Annotated in this window: 19 protein-coding genes; 7 read left to right on the top strand and 12 right to left on the bottom strand. The window is 66.5% G+C overall.

The genetic code is table 11. The annotated features are described in order from the left end of the window. Positions 1–540, bottom strand: coding sequence for an SRPBCC family protein (locus tag ACZ5YA_RS07015; protein ID WP_059380128.1), 540 nt, complete (start codon positions 538–540; stop codon positions 1–3). Between the two features lie 37 nt (positions 541–577). Next, entirely contained in the window at positions 578–988 is a 411-nt protein-coding gene (locus ACZ5YA_RS07010) for a YciI family protein (protein ID WP_059380127.1), read from the bottom strand. A gap of 202 nt (positions 989–1,190) precedes the next feature. Here ACZ5YA_RS07010 and ACZ5YA_RS07005 point away from each other — a divergent pair, with 202 nt between their 5' ends. Continuing rightward, complete coding sequence (locus tag ACZ5YA_RS07005) at positions 1,191–1,343, top strand: hypothetical protein (protein ID WP_165867926.1); 153 nt, start codon at positions 1,191–1,193, stop codon at positions 1,341–1,343. 49 nt (positions 1,344–1,392) lie between these two features. On the opposite strand, the gene ACZ5YA_RS07000 is transcribed toward ACZ5YA_RS07005, so the two are convergent. Further along, a complete protein-coding gene (locus ACZ5YA_RS07000; protein WP_059380126.1) occupies positions 1,393–1,746 on the bottom strand; it encodes a YciI family protein in 354 nt (117 codons plus the stop codon). Positions 1,747–1,861: 115 nt separating this feature from the next. After that, complete coding sequence (locus ACZ5YA_RS06995; RefSeq protein ID WP_118933946.1) at positions 1,862–2,290, bottom strand: SgcJ/EcaC family oxidoreductase; 429 nt, start codon at positions 2,288–2,290, stop codon at positions 1,862–1,864. A gap of 158 nt (positions 2,291–2,448) precedes the next feature. On the opposite strand from ACZ5YA_RS06995, the gene ACZ5YA_RS06990 reads away from it, so the two are divergent. Then, positions 2,449–4,185: a SulP family inorganic anion transporter gene (locus ACZ5YA_RS06990; RefSeq protein ID WP_464092246.1), complete on the top strand. Its 1,737-nt coding sequence runs from the start codon at positions 2,449–2,451 to the stop codon at positions 4,183–4,185. A gap of 17 nt (positions 4,186–4,202) precedes the next feature. Here the strand turns inward: ACZ5YA_RS06990 and ACZ5YA_RS06985 are convergent, their stop codons facing one another. After that, positions 4,203–4,835 (bottom strand): LysE family translocator, encoded by a 633-nt coding sequence (locus ACZ5YA_RS06985; RefSeq protein WP_118933944.1) that lies wholly within the window; start codon positions 4,833–4,835, stop codon positions 4,203–4,205. Between the two features lie 100 nt (positions 4,836–4,935). Here ACZ5YA_RS06985 and ACZ5YA_RS06980 point away from each other — a divergent pair, with 100 nt between their 5' ends. After that, entirely contained in the window at positions 4,936–5,388 is a 453-nt protein-coding gene (locus ACZ5YA_RS06980; protein WP_059380123.1) for an Lrp/AsnC family transcriptional regulator, read from the top strand. Positions 5,389–5,434: 46 nt separating this feature from the next. On the opposite strand, the gene ACZ5YA_RS06975 is transcribed toward ACZ5YA_RS06980, so the two are convergent. The 3 genes from ACZ5YA_RS06975 to ACZ5YA_RS06965 all read right to left on the bottom strand — a co-directional run bounded on the left by ACZ5YA_RS06975 (position 5,435) and on the right by ACZ5YA_RS06965 (position 8,078). Next, positions 5,435–6,400 (bottom strand): OmpA/MotB family protein, encoded by a 966-nt coding sequence (locus ACZ5YA_RS06975; protein ID WP_306637271.1) that lies wholly within the window; start codon positions 6,398–6,400, stop codon positions 5,435–5,437. Further along, positions 6,397–7,287, bottom strand: a complete 891-nt coding sequence (locus ACZ5YA_RS06970) for a motility protein A (protein WP_464092245.1) — start codon at positions 7,285–7,287, stop codon at positions 6,397–6,399. The genes ACZ5YA_RS06975 and ACZ5YA_RS06970 overlap by 4 nt, the downstream gene beginning before the upstream one ends. 221 nt (positions 7,288–7,508) lie before the next feature. Further along, positions 7,509–8,078, bottom strand: coding sequence for a GNAT family N-acetyltransferase (locus ACZ5YA_RS06965; RefSeq protein WP_464092244.1), 570 nt, complete (start codon positions 8,076–8,078; stop codon positions 7,509–7,511). 101 nt (positions 8,079–8,179) lie between these two features. On the opposite strand from ACZ5YA_RS06965, the gene ACZ5YA_RS06960 reads away from it, so the two are divergent. Further along, positions 8,180–9,934, top strand: coding sequence for an NYN domain-containing protein (locus ACZ5YA_RS06960; protein ID WP_464092243.1), 1,755 nt, complete (start codon positions 8,180–8,182; stop codon positions 9,932–9,934). 26 nt (positions 9,935–9,960) lie between these two features. Here the strand turns inward: ACZ5YA_RS06960 and ACZ5YA_RS06955 are convergent, their stop codons facing one another. Continuing rightward, the gene (locus ACZ5YA_RS06955) at positions 9,961–10,755 is read right to left on the bottom strand and encodes an AraC family transcriptional regulator (RefSeq protein ID WP_118933940.1); all 795 of its coding nucleotides are present in this window, start codon (positions 10,753–10,755) and stop codon (positions 9,961–9,963) included. A gap of 97 nt (positions 10,756–10,852) precedes the next feature. Here ACZ5YA_RS06955 and ACZ5YA_RS06950 point away from each other — a divergent pair, with 97 nt between their 5' ends. The 3 genes from ACZ5YA_RS06950 to ACZ5YA_RS06940 all read left to right on the top strand — a co-directional run bounded on the left by ACZ5YA_RS06950 (position 10,853) and on the right by ACZ5YA_RS06940 (position 12,049). Next, positions 10,853–11,119 carry a hypothetical protein gene (locus tag ACZ5YA_RS06950; RefSeq protein WP_059380117.1) on the top strand — a complete coding sequence of 89 codons (267 nt, stop codon included), beginning with the start codon at positions 10,853–10,855 and terminating at the stop codon, positions 11,117–11,119. 104 nt (positions 11,120–11,223) lie between these two features. Continuing rightward, positions 11,224–11,742 carry a 2-thiouracil desulfurase family protein gene (locus tag ACZ5YA_RS06945; RefSeq protein WP_464092242.1) on the top strand — a complete coding sequence of 173 codons (519 nt, stop codon included), beginning with the start codon at positions 11,224–11,226 and terminating at the stop codon, positions 11,740–11,742. Continuing rightward, complete coding sequence (locus ACZ5YA_RS06940) at positions 11,732–12,049, top strand: hypothetical protein (RefSeq protein ID WP_464092241.1); 318 nt, start codon at positions 11,732–11,734, stop codon at positions 12,047–12,049. The genes ACZ5YA_RS06945 and ACZ5YA_RS06940 overlap by 11 nt, the downstream gene beginning before the upstream one ends. Before the next feature lie 28 nt (positions 12,050–12,077). Here the strand turns inward: ACZ5YA_RS06940 and ACZ5YA_RS06935 are convergent, their stop codons facing one another. The 3 genes from ACZ5YA_RS06935 to ACZ5YA_RS06925 all read right to left on the bottom strand — a co-directional run bounded on the left by ACZ5YA_RS06935 (position 12,078) and on the right by ACZ5YA_RS06925 (position 14,320). Then, a complete protein-coding gene (locus ACZ5YA_RS06935) occupies positions 12,078–13,055 on the bottom strand; it encodes a tripartite tricarboxylate transporter substrate binding protein (protein WP_464092240.1) in 978 nt (325 codons plus the stop codon). 129 nt (positions 13,056–13,184) lie between these two features. Continuing rightward, entirely contained in the window at positions 13,185–13,760 is a 576-nt protein-coding gene (locus ACZ5YA_RS06930; RefSeq protein ID WP_059380113.1) for a hypothetical protein, read from the bottom strand. A gap of 119 nt (positions 13,761–13,879) precedes the next feature. Continuing rightward, positions 13,880–14,320: a carboxypeptidase regulatory-like domain-containing protein gene (locus ACZ5YA_RS06925; RefSeq protein ID WP_464092239.1), complete on the bottom strand. Its 441-nt coding sequence runs from the start codon at positions 14,318–14,320 to the stop codon at positions 13,880–13,882. Positions 14,321–14,386: the final 66 nt, after the last annotated feature.

Genomic DNA, 14,386 nt, shown 5'->3' with positions numbered 1-14,386 from the left:
TTAGTGTGAGTCCTGGCGCCTTTCTGCCAGGGTCTTGAGGTTGGCCAGCCCGTCTTCGAAGTCCTTCCCGACCATGCTGTCCATGTTGAAAAAGAGATGCATCAGTTTGGCGACGTAGTTCAGCCGGCCTTCCATGGCCCAGGTGACTTGTGTGCCGTCGCCGGCCGGCGTCAGGGTGAAGTTGACTTGGTTGACGGCGGAGAAGGGCTTCACGAAGGTCAGCCGCAAGGCCACGGACGAATCCGGCACGGCCGTTTCGATCTGCATTTCACCCACGCCCACTTCCTTGCTTTCCCAGGCGTAGGTTGCGCCCGGGCCCGCCGTCACGGCGCCATAGGTGCCCTTGATCGCCGGATCTTTCTTTTCGTAGGGGTTCCAGGTGTTGAACGCGTGCAGGTCATTGATCAGCGGGAACACGCGCGCCGGCGGCGCCTGGATGCGCGCGCTGCGTTCGACGCGGAAGGTGTCCGGGCGCGTGGCCGCGTAGGCCAGCACCAGCGCGATGGCGGCCAGGACGATGAGCAACAAGGTTTTCAGCATGAATCAGGTCCGTTGATGGTGAAGGCGGCGAGCGTGCTCATTGGCCGTTGCCGGGTATCTGCCGGAAGCGTTCGACGCCCTCGCTGGGGCCGAAGTCGTCCAGCTCGAAGACCTGGCGCACTTCGACGGCGCAGGACTGGCCGGGGAAAGGCTGGGGAAAGCGCAGCGCCCATTGCATGGCTTCCTCGCGCGAGCGCACCTGGATCATGGTGTAGCCGGCGATCAGCTCCTTGGTCTCGGCGAACGGGCCGTCGACCACCGTGCGCTGATCCTTGTCGTACTGCACTCGCCAGCCCTTGGAGGAGGGGTGCAAGCCATTGGCGTCCAACAGCACGCCAGCCTTGGCCAGCGCCTCGTGATAGGACGCCATGGCGCCCAGCAGGCTTTCCTGCGGCATCACGCCGGCTTCACTGTCCGCCGTGGCGCGGACGATGATCATGTATCGCATTCCTGTGACTCCTGGATTCGGTAAACAAGGCCCGAAGGGGGGCTTGTACTGGCACGACGAACGGCAAGACGCGAAATCGACAGAAAAATGATGAACCTAGGGTAAGTACCAGGAAAATGGGTCCGCACACGGTTACAAAGGTACAGCCCTGGTTGCAGCGCGCCTCCATACACTCGCAGCGTCCACAACTTTGAACACCGATATGAAGATCCTGTGCAGTCTTGCCTTGCTGGCTTCCTTGCTGACGGGCTGTGCCGTCTATACCCCGAGCGGCGCGGTCATCGTCGATCCCCACGACGGCGGCGGCCGTGGCGGTTTCTGTCCGCCGGGCCAGGCCAAGAAAGGGAACTGTTGAATCGTGCGGCTGGCGCGCGCCAGCCGCCGGTCCAGCATGGGCCCTGTGCCTACATGAAGCACGGGCCCAGTTCGCGGACCTCCACCGTGGCCCATTGCGCGGCCGGGCACTCGGCCGCCAGCGCCAGCGCTTCTTCCCGGCTATCGCAGTTCAGCAGAAAGAAGCCGCCTATCATTTCCTTGGCCTCGGCATAGGGGCCATCCACCAGGGAACGTTCGCCGTCGCGGATGCGCAGGCGCACGGCTTCCGACTCGGACTTCAAGGATTCCGCGCGCGCCAACAGGCCGCGCGAACTCAGGTCTTCCGCATAGCGCAGCATTTGCGCATAGGCTTCGCGGCCCTCTTCGGGCGTGCGCTGGGCGCGCTGGCCCACCGGTTCGACGATGAAAAGCAGATAGGACATGGGATCTTCCAGTACGGACTGCCGATAAGGTTCGCCAGATTACCGCTATTTGTTGCGCCGGTGCCATCTTGCAATACACGCCCCGGCGTTCTTTGTAAGCAGAGGTAGACGGAGCTTATCCATCGTCCCGCAGCACTGCCGCTCCCGTGCGGGGATTCACCAGCGTGACGTTCTCCAGCGCCTGGATGCGCCAGGCGCCGGCCTGCCGCGTCAGCACGGCAAGAATCATCGTGTCGACGGCATGCACGCCCGCCGGATGGGCAGCGCCGGCCGAGAGGCGGCTCCAGAAGTGCACGATCGCCGCATCGCCGCCTACCGGCGTCACGTCGACGAGTTCGTTCGCCAGCGTGGAATCGCTATAGATGGTGGAGTGGATGGGGGCATGCATCTTGACGATTTCCTCGACGCCGCGCACATAGTGGCCGAACCGGTTCACAAATGTCGCGTCCTCATGGAACAGCGCGCCCAGCGCCTGCATGTCGTGGTCGTTCCAGGCCGCCTGGAACGCGCCTGGAATGTCCTCGGGATTCCGCATCTGTGTCATGTGGGTTGTCACCAGTGTCTGTATAAAGAGAGGACGCCGTGCCTCGCGCCGTCATGCATAGCCGCAAGCATGAATAATGCGTCAGACTATGGAATCGGCGCCACCGGATTTGCAGCCTGATACGCGCTGCCGGCGCCTGCTCACATTGCGAAGGTCCCATGGCATCCCATACTCCCGCCTCCAAGGATGTGTCCGCCGCCGGCTGGCTGCGCTGGCTGCCCGGGCTGGCGGTGCTCAGGTCATACCAGGCCGCCTGGCTGCCCAAGGACCTGGCCGCCGGCCTGGTGCTGACGGCCATGCTGGTGCCGGTCGGCATCGCCTATGCCGAAGCGTCCGGCGTCCCAGGCGTCTACGGCCTTTATGCCACCATCATTCCACTATTGGCCTATGCACTGTTCGGCCCCAGCCGTATCCTGGTGCTGGGTCCGGACTCCGCCCTGGCCGCGCCCATCCTGGCGGTGGTGCTCAGCGTTTCCGAAGGCGACCCCATGCGTGCGGTGGCCGCGGCCAGCCTGATGGCCCTGGTCGCCGGGGTGTTCTGCATCGTGATGGGCCTGCTGCGGCTGGGCTTCATCACCGAACTGCTATCCAAGCCGATCCGCTACGGCTACATGAACGGCATCGCGCTGACGGTGCTGGTCAGCCAGTTGCCCAAGCTGTTCGCGGTATCGATAGACGATGCCGGCCCCTTGACCGAATTGTGGCGGCTGGGGCGGGCGGTATTCATGGGCGAGGCCAACTGGTTTACCTTCGCCGTGGGAGCGGCGACCCTGGCGCTGATCCTGCTGCTCAAGCGCTACGATCGCGTGCCGGGCATCCTGATCGCCGTGATCCTGGCGACGCTGGCCGTCAGCCTGTTCCACCTGGACTCGCAAGGCGTGAAGGTGCTGGGCGAAATCCCGCAAGGTCTGCCCAAGTTCGTCTTGCCCTGGCTCAGCCATGCGGACCTGGTCAAGATCGCGCTGGGCGGTTGCGCGGTGGCGCTGATCGCCTTCGCGGACACCAGCGTGCTGTCGCGCACCTATGCCGCGCGCACCAACACCCGGGTCGATCCGAACCAGGAAATGGTGGGCCTGGGCGTGGCCAACCTGGCGGCGGGCTTCTTCCAGGGCTTTCCGATCAGCAGCAGCGCTTCGCGCACGCCGGTGGCCGAGGCGGCGGGTTCGCGCACGCAGCTTACAGGCGTGGTGGGGGCGATAGCAGTCGCGGTACTGCTGGTCGCGGCGCCCAATCTGCTGCGCTATCTGCCGAACAGCGCGCTGGCGGCCGTGGTGATCGCGGCGGCCATCGGCCTCTTTGAATTCAAGGACCTGCGCCGCATTTACCGCATCCAGCAATGGGAATTCTGGCTGTCGATGGCGTGCTTTGCGGGCGTGGCCGTGTTCGGCGCCATTCCGGGCATCTGCCTGGCCGTGGTCATCGCCGTGATCGAATTCCTGTGGGACGGCTGGCGGCCGCATTTCGCGGTGCTCGGCCGCGTGCCCAACCTGCGCGGCTACCATGACATGAAGCGCTATCCCAATGCCGCGCTGATCGACGGCCTGGTGCTGTTCCGCTGGGATGCGCCGCTATTCTTCGCCAATGCCGAACTCTTCCAGCAGCGCCTGATGGAAGCCGTGGAGGCCTCGCCCACGCCGGTGCGCTGGGTGGTGGTGGCTGCAGAGCCGGTCACCAGCGTAGACGTCACGTCGGCGGACATGCTGCGTGAACTAAGCCGCAGCCTGGCCCAGCAAGGCGCGGCGCTGCATTTTGCGGAAATGAAGGATCCCGTGCGCGACAAGCTCAAGCGCTTCGAACTGACGGAGGTGTTCGGCGACGACCGTTTCCATCCCACGGTGGGGAGCGCGGTGGACAGCTACCAGGAAAGCGCGGGCGGCAGGCATCCCGGAGATTAAGACCCGCCTCGCTTGGGTCAGGCCATCAATACCGCGGCCTGTTCGCCGAACAGGATCAGCGCAATGACGATCATGGCCAGGCCCGAAAACTGGCTGACCCTGCGCGCGGCGACCGGGCGCGATTGCAGTACCGCCTTCGACCCCAGGCCCACCAGGGTATAGATGACGGCGCAATTGAGGATCTGCAGGATCCCCAACGCCGTGATCTGCGTGGATATCGGCCAGGCGCCGTCGCGGCTGGTGAATTGCGGCAGCAGGGCCAGGAACAGCAGGATGGCCTTGGGATTCACGCCGCTGACGGCGAAACCTCTTGCGGCCCAGCCCAGCCAATGCCCCGCGGCCTGCGCATCGCCCGCCTTGGGCTCGGCGGGATGCGCCAGCACGTTGGCCCCGAGCCAAAGCAAATACGCCGCGCCGACCAGGGTCAGGACGGTGAGGATCGCGGGTTCGCTCGCCACCAGGGCGCCTATGCCCGCCGCGACCACCATGGTGATCATCAGATAGCCGGTCAACATCCCCGCCACGGCGGGAAGGACGGCCTTGTCCCGCAAGCCGGCGGATATGGCATAGGCCCAATCCGCGCCCGGGACGACAACCAAAGAAAGCGAAACAAGCCAAAACGCCACCAGATTGCCGGTTTCCAACTGCATACCCCAAATGAATCTCAGGCGGGGAATGTTATCGGCGAAGCAGGGGGAAGTGCTTCTTCCATCTACCGCAAGAATTGAAGTTCTGGGTAGAATCTTCCTAATGGATGATCTAGATAGAAAAATTCTTGCGCAGCTACAGGAAGACGGCCGCATTTCCATCACGGACCTGGCGGAACGGGTCGGCTTGAGCCTGTCTCCGTGTCATCGGCGGCTGCGGGCGCTGGAAGAGGCGGGCGTCGTCAGCGGCTATGGCGCGAACATCAATCTGGCCGCGGTCGGGCTGAATTTTTCGGCCATCGTCTTCGTCACCATGCGCGAAGGCAGCAGCGACCGGGTGTCGGCGTTCGAGGCCGCCCTGGCCGATATTCCCGAGGTGGTGCAGGCGCAGCGGCTGTTCGGCGACCCGGACTACATGCTGCACGTCGTCACCCAGGACTTGCCGGCATTCCAGGCGCTCTATGACCGCGTGCTGTCGGCGTTGCCCAGCGTACTGCGGTTGAGGTCGACGCTGGTGATGAAGAACGTGCTGAGGAACCGGCCTGTGCCGCTCTGAGGCGGACGGAGAGACAGGCCGCGCGGCTGCGCGGCCTGGACCCGGATCAGGATTTTGTGGCGGAGGCGGGAGCGGCCGCCGCGGCGCCAGGCGCCGCGCCCTGCGCCGCCTTTTGCGCGGGTGCAATGTCCATGATGAGTTCCACGCGCCGGTTGGCCGCGCGGCCCGCCGGGGTGTCGTTGGACTCGATGGGACGGGTCTCGGCGTAGCCGACGGCGCGCAGGCGCTGGGCCGATACGCCGTCGCGGACCAGTTCGCGCAGCACGCTGGTGGCGCGGCTGCTGGACAGTTCCCAGTTGGACGCGAATTGCCGGGTCTGGATGGGCACCGGGTCGCTGTGGCCCTCGACCGAGACCTGGTACTCGTTCTTGTTGAGGATGGCGGCCAGGCGCTTGATCACGTCCAGGCCGGTGGGGCTGAGGGTGGCCTGGCCGGACGGAAACAGCAGTTCATTGCTGATGCGAAAGCTCACCGACTGTTCGTTGATGATCACGTCCACCGATTTGCCCAGGTCGCCCAGGCCCAGTGATTCCTTGGAGGGCGCGCGCAGCGGCGGGGCGGCGTCGGCGACGATCTCGCCTTCCTGGGCCGGCTGCGCCGGCGTGGTCGCGGCGGCGGCCGCCGGCGTCTCGGCCTGCGCCCAGCTTGCGGGAATCTGGACGGCGTCGAATTCGGAATACTCGCCGTCGTAAGTGGGCAGGCCGCTGGCCGCCAGCGTGCCGACCAGCTCCACCGGCTGTTCCGATTGGCCGAATGCGCCGCCATGCAGGCGCGTGAGCGCCAGCAGCACGACCAGCATGGCCAGGAGCAGGGTGATCAGGTCCAGGTAGCTGAGCAGCCAGTTCTCGGAATCCTGTTCGACGGTTTCCTCGACGTGCCAGCGGGCATAGCGGTCCTTGCGGTCGCTCTGGCTGGGACGCCAGCCGCTGTTGGCCGCCGCTTTCTCGGCGCGCAGCTGGGCCTGGCGGGCCTGCTCGATCCGCTGCGCCAGGGTGGGGGAAATCAGGCTCATTGGCGCGCGGCGGCAGGACGGGCGATGGAGACGGGCTGGGCTGCGGCGGGTTTGGCCGCGGGTTTGATCTGACCTTCCGCCTTGGCTTGCGCGGCCTGCGGCTTGGCGTCCGCGCCGCCATCGTAGATCTCGTCCTCGACGTGCATGACGAAGGAGTTCAGGGTTTCGCGCACTACCGCGGGGCCGCGCTTCTCGCACATCATGGCGATGCCTTGCAGCACCATGTTCATGGATTCGACGCGCCTTGCGGTGCGGCGTTCCAGCTTGAGCGCGATGGGCTTGCAGACCAGGTTGGCCAGCAGGATGCCGTAGAAGGTGGTCATCAGGCCGATGGCCAGCTGCTGGCCGATCATCTGCATGCTGCCGTCGCCCAGCACCGACATCAGGTTGATCAGGCCCACCAGCGTGCCCAGCATGCCGAAGGCCGGGGCGAAGGTGGCCATGACGCGGAACATCTGCGCCTCGGCCTGCTCGCGGGCGCGCAGCCGCGCCACGCGCCATTGCAGCAGCTCGATGATCTGGTCTTCGGGCGTGTTGTCAATGATCAGCTGCACGCCGGTGCGCAGGAAGGGGTTGCTGACCTTCTTGAGTTCCTGCTCGACCTTGCGGACGTCGGTGTTCATCCACAGCTGGGCCATGGACACCAGTTCCTCGATGTCGCGCTGCTGGTCGTGCTGGTCGTTGCGAAAGACGGTGCGCACCAGCTTGAAGACGCGCAGCACTTCCGGCAGCGGATAGGCGATGAACACGGCGGCCGCGGTGCCGCCCAGCACGATGGCCAGGCCCGGCAGGTTGATGTACATGCCAGGGTCGGTGGCGGCCAGGGCCACGACGATAGCCAGGGTAAGCAGGCCGACGGCGGCGCCGATGACGGTAGACGGATTCATGGATCTTGCCCGATAAACATAGGCATCCCGTACGCGGAATGCCGGATTTCGGGGAATTCTAGCCAGGGCAGGTCCGAGTCAATCGGCCGGAAAACGGGGCGAAAAGGGCGGTAAGCGGCGGCTTGGACCGGGCGGGCGGCGCGCGTCGTCCCGGAAATAATGGGGGCGGATAAGGCGCGGAATCGTCCGGCGTCTGGCGCCGGCATGCCGCGGGTCCGGCATCAGCCCTGGCCAGGCTTGCGGGCGAACCATTCCTCGCGCGTGATCTCCCAGATTTCCGTGGGCAGCCGTCCGCTGACGTAACCGCGCTCCTCGGTGGCGACCAGGCGCATGCCGCCGCGCTCCGAGATGCGGCGCGAAGCCGCGTTGACGGAGGCCTTGGGCGCGCGCAGCAGCGGCTTGCCCAGCACCTCGAACCAGTAGGCGGTGGCGGCTTCGCTGGCCTCGGTCATGTAGCCCCGGCCGTGATGGGCGGGGTCCAGCCAAAAACCACGGTTGTTCCAGGAATCATCGTCCATCAGGCTGACGATGCCGATCAGGTTGCCGGGGTTCTCACGGGTGCGGATGGACCAATGCCACTCCTTGCCCTGGCGCATCGCAGGGATCGCCACTTGCTCCAGATAGTTGCGAGCGCCGTCGGGCGGGTAGGGCCATGGCACCTGGTCGACCAGGTAGCGCACCACTTCCCACTGCGGAAACAGGCGCTGGATGGCCTCGGCGTCGCCGATTTCCAAGGGCTGCAGGACCAGGCGGTCGGTGGCAAGAGGGGGAAACAACGGAGCTTCAGGCATGGCTGCTGGGGTGGGCGCCGCGTACCGGCGGCATATATGTATATCATGAGCGTCATCTGGCGGCGTCTCGCCCGGCGCCGCCGCAGCATTGGAGCAAAAACATGAATACCCCCAACGAAAACGTCAGCATGGCGCTTTTCTGTGATTTCGAGAACGTGGCGCTGGGCGTACGCGACACCAAGTACCAGAAGTTCGATATCCGGCCGGTGCTGGAACGGCTGCTGCTCAAGGGCAGCATCGTGGTCAAGAAGGCCTATTGCGACTGGGAGCGGTACAAGGAATTCAAGGCCCCCATGCACGAGGCCAATTTCGAACTTATCGAGATCCCGCACGTGCGCCAGTCGGGCAAGAATTCCGCCGACATCCGGTTGGTGGTCGACGCGCTGGACTTCTGCTACACCAAGTCGCACGTCAATACTTTCGTGATCATCAGCGGCGATTCCGATTTTTCGCCCCTGGTTTCCAAACTGCGCGAGAACAACAAGAAAGTGATCGGCGTGGGCGTGAAGCAGTCCACCTCGGACTTGCTCATCGCCAACTGCGATGAATTCATCTTCTATGACGACCTGGCGCGCGAAGGCCAGCGCGCGGCGGACGCGCGCCGCGACAACCGTGGCGGCGCCGCCGCGGGCCAGCAGCGCCGCACGCCCGACGAGGAACGCCGCCGCAAGGAAGAGCTGGAGGCCCGCAAGACCCAGGCCGTGGAAATGGTCGCGGAAACCTTCGAGGCGCTCATGGCCGAACGCGGCGACAGCGGCAAGATCTGGGCGTCCGCCCTGAAGGACGCCCTCAAGCGCCGCCGCCCGGATTTCAACGAGTCCTACTACGGCTTTCGCGCCTTCGGCAACCTGCTGGACGAGGCGCAGTCGCGCGGCCTGCTGGAAGTCGGGCGCGAGGAAAACGCCGGCACCTATGTGTACCGCGACAGCGCAGGCGGCGCGCCGGCAGTGAACCGAGCCCCCGTCGATGGCGGATCCCGTTCTGCCTCGACTCGTCAGCCGGCGGCGGCTGAGACCGGCGATGCGCCAGTCGGAGCGGCTCAGGAAGAATCCCGTTCCCGCTCCGGCCGCAAATCGCGTGGCGGGCGCAAATCGGGCGGCGAGGGCAGGGGAACCGGCCAGGTCGCCGAGCAGGAAGCCGGCGGTGAGAGCGCTGCCGCAGCCTCCGAAGTTTCGCCCGTGGTGTCTTCCGCGCAACCCTCGGCCGAAGCGCCGGCCAAGGCGCCGGCTCCAAGCGTGCCAGCCGCGCAATCGTCCGCTACCGCGCCGGCAGCCGCGCAGGCCGACGCCGCCCGGCAGCCCGGCGAACAAGCGGATGCCGCCAAGCTGGATGCCATGCGGGCCGACGCCCTGGCTCGGGCGCAGGAATCGAAACCCGTCCAACCCTCGCGCCTGCCGCCCATGCCCAAGCCCTTGCCGCAGGCGCGTCAGCCGCTGCCGGCGGTGAACATCGCTGAATGGACCTTTGCCCAGCCTGCCGCGGAAAACCGCAGCCAGCCCGCGAGCAAGACGCCTGCCAAGATGTCCGACCCGTTCGAGGGCGGCATGGCCAGGATTGCCGCAAGGGACGAGGCCAAGGCCGGCAAGCCGGTCGCGGATACGCCTGCGGCGGCAGAACCCGCAGCCGACAAGCCCGCTGCGAAGCGGGCCACGACCCGCAGCGGTCCCGCCGCCAAGAAGACCGCCGCCAAGACCGCCTCCAAGACCTCTGCCAAGACCGCGCCAGCGGCGGCGGCCGAGCCAGTGGCGGCGGCATCCGAAGCGCCCGCCAAGCCTGCCCGCAAGAGCGCCGCCAAGACCGCCAGCAAGGCGGCTCCCCGCGCGCGCCGGGCCAGCAAGACGGCCGAGGAATCCTGAAGCCCGGGCCTCAGGGCTGACAGCGCTTAACCGCCCGGGCCGCCGTAACGGCCCGGCGTGGCGCCCAGTTCGCGCTTGAACATGGCAATGAAGGCGCTGACGTTGTCATAGCCCAGCTCCAAGGCCACTGTGGTCACGGCCGCGCCTTCGGCCAGCATCTCCTGCGCCCGCATCAGACGGGCGCGCTGCCGCCAGGCGCCCAGGGTCAGACCGGTTTCCGCCAGGTAACGGCGCGCCAGCGTGCGCGGCGACATGCCGATGGCGGCGGCCCATTCTTCCTGTGTCCGGGGGTCCGAAGGCTGGTCCGATAGCGCAAGCGCCAACCGTTGCAGCCGCGCGTCGCGCGGCAGGAGCAGGGGCCGGCCGGCATGCGGCAGGGTTCTGATCTCATCCCGGATCACCTCGATCACGCGGCTGCGCGCCGGGTCGATCGCACTGTCGCTCCAGGATGCGGCGCGGTCCACGGCGGCCCGCAGCAAGTCCGAGGCGTGCAGCACACAGGGCGCGGCGGGCAGCCCCGCGCACGCCGCCGGGCTCAAGTACGCGCTGTAGCCGGCATACGGACCATGCGAGTACAGCCCGTGCGGCACGTCGGGGGGTATCCAGACCGCCTGTCGGGATGCCACCACCCATTGATGGTCTCCCGCATAGACCGTCAGCAGGCCTTGATAGGCGCCCAACAGCTGCCCCCGCGCATGCTGATGCATGGCGGTATGGCGCAGCGCGCCGTCCTGGCTGCGCACGGCGATCAGCCTGGGGCCGCCGCCGGCGCGGGTGCGTCCGGGGTCGAGCAGGGGAGCGTTGGGAGCAGGCAGTGCCATTGGCAGAAACACCGTATTGAATGGCTAAAACCGCGCAGACTTGCCACGCGGGCGCATCTATCGTAACTCCTGTCTCGAACACCTACAGGAGCACAACATGAAAGCAAGCGACGTCCTGCCCGACGGCAGGGATCTGGGCCAGTTCAACGGCGTGGCCGTCCGCAAGGGTACGGTGGGGGCTTTTCTCGCCAACGCCCGCGTCTGCCTCGATCCGCAGGCGCCGGCCCAGGCCGTGGCCGATGCGCGCAGGGACATCCAGGAGGCCTTGCCGGCGTTGAATGCGCTGGGACTGTTCGAGGTGCTGCAAGTGCGCGATCCTGCGCTGCGCGCGTGGTTGCTTGAAATGGGCGCGGCGGCAGGCTGAGCCCAGGCTATGCGGACGACCAGCAGCCAGGGTCCGGTGCTCTATCATGCATGCTTTGGATACGGGCCGCGCGCTGCGCAGCGGCTCATTGCCTCGGATTACGCATGCAATACGTTCTGGTCAGTTCCTGTCTGTTGGGCAACCCCGTGCGCTACGACGGACGCGGCGTGTCCCATGACAACGCCGTGCTGGCCCGCTGGCGGGACGAGGGCCGGGTGGTGGCGGTCTGTCCGGAAATGGCGGGTGGCATGCCGGTTCCGCGCCCGCCCGCCGAGATCGAGCCGGACTCGGACGCCGCCGCCGTGTTGGCTGGCCGCGCCCGGGTGATGGCGGTGTCGGGCGAGGACGTCACCGCCCCCTTCGTGCACGGCGCGCAAGCGGCGCTGGAAGCCGCGCGCAAGCATGGCATCGGCATCGCGGTACTGAAGGAGGGCAGTCCTTCTTGCGGCAGCGGCTACGTGTACGACGGCCATTTCGCCGGCCGCCAGCAGCCCGGCGTGGGCGTGACGGCCGAACTGCTGGCCCGTGCCGGCCTGCGCGTCTTCAGTGAAAAGCAATGGGATGAGGCCCAGGCCTGTCTGGCCGGCCTGGAGGCGGCGGATGGGCGTTGGGATGGGCGCTGACGTGGGCGACCTGCTGGTGCTGCTGGCCGTGGCAGGCTGCGCGGTCCTGGCCTGGAAGGCGGCCGTGCGCGCCGGCCGCAGCAAAGGCCTGCTGCGTGCGGCCGCCGGCGTAAGCCTGGCCCTGTCCGCGCTCTTTTTCTACGCCTGGTACGCGCAATACCTGAAGTGGGATTTCAACGAGCTGGGCCGTTACTACGACCCGGTCGAGCAGGTGGTCTACACGGATTCGGGATTCGTCTGGATCCTGCCCGCCGGCGTCATGCTGGCCATCGGCCTGCTGTGCGCCTGGCGCGGCTGGCGCCGCTGAGCCGCCAGCCGCTTCCTGTCTCACGCGCTCATTCGCTGCGGATGTTGGCCTGCTTCACGATCTGGCCGTTATCGGCATATTCCTTCTGCACCTGGGCCGTGAACTGCTCCACCGTGCCGGGCGACATGATGTTCAGCGCGTCCGTCAGCGGCTTGTTGATGTCCGGCATGGCGGCGATGCGGTTGATCAGGCCGTTCATGCGCAGACGGAAATCCGGACTGGTGCTGGCCGGCGCGAAAAACCCGAAAGTGGATGTCATGTTGGCCATGGGGTAGCCCAGTTCGGCCAGCGTGGGCGTGCCGGGCCGTCCCGGCAGCCGGGCGGGCGAACCCACCGCCAGCAGCGTGAGCTTGCCTTCGTCGATCAGCGCATTGACCGGACCTGAGGCATTCACCAGCATCAGCGTGAACTGGCCGCCGAGAGCGTCGGGCACCATCTGCGCCATGCCCTTGTATGGCACGTGCGTGATGCGTACGCCCGTCTGGCCATTGATCTGCTCCAGCATCAAATGCCCCAGCGACCCCACGCCGGCCGTCGCCAGCGACAGGCCGCCGGGATCGGCCTTGGCCTGGGCCAGCATGTCCTGGAAGGTCTTGCCCGGGAACTTCGGGCCGCCCACCAGATAGACCGGCGAATACATCACGGACGCCACCGGCGCCAGATCCTTCAAGGGGTCGTACAGCGTCTTCATCACATGCGGCGACAGCGTGACGGGGCTGACGGCGGTAAAGGCCAAGGTGTTCTCGTCGTGCGCCCGCGCCACCGTGTTCATGCCTATCATGCCGCCCGCGCCGCCGCGGTTCTCGACCACCACGGGCCGGCCCAGTTCCGCCGCCAGCTTCTGCGCGAAGGCGCGCGCGGTGTTGTCGACGATGCCGCCCGCGCCATAGGGCACGACGATGGTCATGGCCTGGGTCCGGGCGTCGGCCTGCGCGTGCGCGGCGGCAGAGAACGCGCAGGCTGCGCCGATGGCGCACAGCCCCGCGATCCGCTTGAAATCCAACATGCTTTCCCCTTGTCTATGCCCGGCGGCCTGTCCGCCGGGACGCGGCGACGGTCCTTCAATGAGGCGCGCCGGCATGCAGTGTGGGCAGGCCGGCGCGGCGGGACAAGCGGGAATACCCGGAATGCCGTATCAGTGCGCGCGATAGCCGCGGCTGGTCATGCAGGAATCGAGCGCCCGGTTGTAGGAGTCCACCATGACCTGGGTGGTCCATTGCGTGATGGTGGCCGGGTCGTAGCCGCTCTGGTTCATGGCCCAGCGCTGGCAGTCCAGGGTGGCGCTGGCCTGCGCGCTGTTGACGGGCGGCACGGATTCGTACTGCACCGGCTCGTACTGGGGCTGGGGCGCGCTGTACACGGGCTGCGCTTCGTACACCGGCGCGTTGTAGACGGGGGCCGCGTAGACCGGCGGGCTGGTGTAGCCCACGCCCGACGAATAGACGCCGGCCTGGGTGTACGAGGGTCCGGAATCGGCCGCCAGCAGCAGGCCTATGGTGGCCAGGGCGAACGCGCCGCCTATCCACCAGCCATCGGAACTGCCGCCGCCGCCATGGTAATTGTGATATCCGCCGTGGTATCCGCCACCGTGATATCCGCCGTGGCCGCCGCCCCAATAGCCGCCGCCACGTCCGCCAGCCATGGCAGGCGCGCTTGCCACGGCCAATGCCAGCGCCGCGACGATGGCCATCCGGCCAGAAAACCGCTTCATGATCTTGCTCCTGATCCGCCTCGGGCCCAGCGTAACGCCGGACTCGGACCGATATTGTCACTTTACCGCCTGGCCGCTTCCATAAAGTGTCTCAAGCGCTACGGAGATTTCAACTGATTTCAGCGGGAGGCTGACGGGTCCTGGCGGTCGGGCCAGTTGTTGCAGGAACGCGACTTGCCGGGGCGCAGCGTGATCTGCGGTTTGTCGTTGAAATACGCCGCGTCGCGGTCCAGCGTCATGTAGGTTTCGTAGCCCGTCTTCTCCACGCACCAGTTCCAGAAGTACACCTGCGCTCCGTGGATCATCATCGATTCGGCGCGCCATTCCTTCAGGGCCTCGAACGCGGCGCTGCCGTCGGACGCGCTGCGGGTTTCATTGCGGAACTGCTCTCGGCCATAGGGAAAGGTGCTGCTGATCAACACCACCCGCGCATCGGCCAGAGGCTGGGAGTTTTCGTCCAGCACGGTGGCGCGGGCATCGGGCTGCATGGTCTTGTACACGGGGTAGGGCACGCAACCCGAAAGCAGGCTGGCGAGCGCCAGGATCGCAATAGTTGGCAAGCACTTTGGGAAGGACATTGCAATGGTTGTATCCGTTGTGGGAACCGTGGGTAAAACCAGTGGCTA

It is taken from the genome of Achromobacter sp. JCM 18799 (genome assembly GCF_055395645.1).
The sequence above is the reverse complement of the archived record's forward strand: the minus strand, read 5'-3'. Positions and strand labels throughout refer to the sequence as shown.

What these genes read in the sequence shown, in the direction of transcription:
- ACZ5YA_RS06940 (WP_464092241.1), top strand. Translation starts at nt 11,732, where the DNA reads ATGGGCGCTGACGTGGGCGACCTGCTGGTGCTGCTGGCCGTGGCAGGC.
- ACZ5YA_RS06945 (WP_464092242.1), top strand. Translation starts at nt 11,224, where the DNA reads ATGCAATACGTTCTGGTCAGTTCCTGTCTGTTGGGCAACCCCGTGCGC.
- ACZ5YA_RS06950 (WP_059380117.1), top strand. Translation starts at nt 10,853, where the DNA reads ATGAAAGCAAGCGACGTCCTGCCCGACGGCAGGGATCTGGGCCAGTTC.
- ACZ5YA_RS06975 (WP_306637271.1), bottom strand. Translation starts at nt 6,400, where the DNA reads ATGAGCCTGATTTCCCCCACCCTGGCGCAGCGGATCGAGCAGGCCCGC.
- ACZ5YA_RS06960 (WP_464092243.1), top strand. Translation starts at nt 8,180, where the DNA reads ATGAATACCCCCAACGAAAACGTCAGCATGGCGCTTTTCTGTGATTTC.
- ACZ5YA_RS07000 (WP_059380126.1), bottom strand. Translation starts at nt 1,746, where the DNA reads ATGTCCTATCTGCTTTTCATCGTCGAACCGGTGGGCCAGCGCGCCCAG.
- ACZ5YA_RS07005 (WP_165867926.1), top strand. Translation starts at nt 1,191, where the DNA reads ATGAAGATCCTGTGCAGTCTTGCCTTGCTGGCTTCCTTGCTGACGGGC.
- ACZ5YA_RS07010 (WP_059380127.1), bottom strand. Translation starts at nt 988, where the DNA reads ATGCGATACATGATCATCGTCCGCGCCACGGCGGACAGTGAAGCCGGC.
- ACZ5YA_RS06970 (WP_464092245.1), bottom strand. Translation starts at nt 7,287, where the DNA reads ATGAATCCGTCTACCGTCATCGGCGCCGCCGTCGGCCTGCTTACCCTG.
- ACZ5YA_RS06980 (WP_059380123.1), top strand. Translation starts at nt 4,936, where the DNA reads ATGGATGATCTAGATAGAAAAATTCTTGCGCAGCTACAGGAAGACGGC.
- ACZ5YA_RS06985 (WP_118933944.1), bottom strand. Translation starts at nt 4,835, where the DNA reads ATGCAGTTGGAAACCGGCAATCTGGTGGCGTTTTGGCTTGTTTCGCTT.
- ACZ5YA_RS06990 (WP_464092246.1), top strand. Translation starts at nt 2,449, where the DNA reads ATGGCATCCCATACTCCCGCCTCCAAGGATGTGTCCGCCGCCGGCTGG.
- ACZ5YA_RS06995 (WP_118933946.1), bottom strand. Translation starts at nt 2,290, where the DNA reads ATGACACAGATGCGGAATCCCGAGGACATTCCAGGCGCGTTCCAGGCG.
- ACZ5YA_RS06965 (WP_464092244.1), bottom strand. Translation starts at nt 8,078, where the DNA reads ATGCCTGAAGCTCCGTTGTTTCCCCCTCTTGCCACCGACCGCCTGGTC.
- ACZ5YA_RS06930 (WP_059380113.1), bottom strand. Translation starts at nt 13,760, where the DNA reads ATGAAGCGGTTTTCTGGCCGGATGGCCATCGTCGCGGCGCTGGCATTG.
- ACZ5YA_RS07015 (WP_059380128.1), bottom strand. Translation starts at nt 540, where the DNA reads ATGCTGAAAACCTTGTTGCTCATCGTCCTGGCCGCCATCGCGCTGGTG.
- ACZ5YA_RS06935 (WP_464092240.1), bottom strand. Translation starts at nt 13,055, where the DNA reads ATGTTGGATTTCAAGCGGATCGCGGGGCTGTGCGCCATCGGCGCAGCC.
- ACZ5YA_RS06955 (WP_118933940.1), bottom strand. Translation starts at nt 10,755, where the DNA reads ATGGCACTGCCTGCTCCCAACGCTCCCCTGCTCGACCCCGGACGCACC.